Source organism: Paenilisteria portnoyi, from assembly GCF_014322795.1.
GTDB lineage: Bacteria > Bacillota > Bacilli > Lactobacillales > Listeriaceae > Listeria_A > Listeria_A portnoyi.
In genome coordinates this window covers 1-1,375 of record NZ_JAASTT010000042.1, presented here as the reverse complement: position 1 = coordinate 1,375, position 1,375 = coordinate 1, and the positions used below count along the sequence as shown (strand labels likewise).

At 35.8% G+C, this 1,375-nt stretch carries 2 protein-coding genes; both read left to right on the top strand.

Annotated features, from left to right (window positions below; genetic code table 11):
• The coding region (locus HCJ66_RS15805) for a hypothetical protein (protein WP_246438763.1) at positions 1-681 on the top strand (681 nt) is incomplete at its 5' end.
• Positions 682-686: 5 nt separating this feature from the next.
• Positions 687-1,375: SMI1/KNR4 family protein (locus tag HCJ66_RS15800; protein ID WP_187134008.1), on the top strand; the 689-nt coding region annotated here is incomplete at its 3' end.

Here is a 1,375-nt window from a genome sequence, read left to right as displayed (position 1 = left end):
GTTATAAGTGATGTGGCGAGTTCAACTGCGAATGCCACAAAAAATCAAATTAGAAATGGTGCAGGTAAGCTAGGTAAGGTAGCTGATGTTGGAGAGACAACCGCTAAGAACTTTTTTCAATCACGCGTTGTAGCTACCCCTTTCGGAACTAAGCAAGTGGTAATGGGTGGCGCAGAAAATACACATCGATTTGAGAATATGGCAAAAGGTTTATTTGGTGGTAGCGATGAGGTTGCAGCAGGACCTAGATATGGGGATAGACGAATCCCAGATGATTTATACGATGAGTTGAGAGAGGCAACTCCAACTCCTGAGTTAAGAAATAAAGTGAATGAAGGAGTAGAGTTACCAATTGCCGATCCAGCTATACCAGGTAAAGAAGTTACAAAAAGGTTGGAAGCAGACCATATAGTTTCAATGGATAAGATAACTAGAATGGAAGGCTTCGAGAAACTGACGAAGGAAGAACAGCTGAAAATACTTAATTATGAGGAGAATTTCACTGGTCTCAGTAGATCAGCCAATGCTTCTAAAGGCTCAAAATCGTTTGAAGAATGGTCAATATATAAAAAAGAAGGTATTCCGATTGATCCTGCGTTTAGAGAAAAAATGATAGTGCTTGAAAAAGACTTGGGAATACAGTTACAGAGTATGATTGATGATATATTGAAAGGTAGGTAATTAAATTGGATAAATTAAACTTTCTAAACAAATATACGTTTAATAAATCACTTACAGTTGAAATGATTGACTTAAAAAATATAGATAGTGCTATTGTCCCGGAATTATGGAACAATGTATTTAATGAAGTGGATGACGAATCTAGAATAGAGCGTTTAATTAACCAATGGGAAGAAATTGTGGGTGTTGAAATGAGAAATACAATCATGTATTTCAAAGAATTTTTAAAAAAGGTTGAGTTGATGAAGTTAGGAACCGAGTATTTTATTTTGTATTCCATTGAGAGTTCAAAAACAGGTGAACTTTTGTTCTACACTGGTGGTAATCCTCTGACAAAGAACTTTTCTAATCAAAATGAGCTAAAACGAGATTGGGGTAAAATCCCACTTAAACTTAAGCAGTTCTATGAGGAGCTCCATAATGGTTTTTATTATTTTCCGAGCAGGAGCATGGGAATAGATTCAATTGAAAACATAACTTATATGGATGAAGATGAATGGGGAATCATTGAGGAATTAGATGAGCCGATAAAAATAAATTTAGAATCATCATACGGCTTCTTTAGTAGTGGAACGGGTAGGTATGTCGTAATTGATGTGGCTGATTGTATGAATGATAAGGCTACTCTATGGTCTGCAAAAACTGCTCCAAAATATAACTTGAATTTTTGGGATATAGTGGATGAATGGACTGT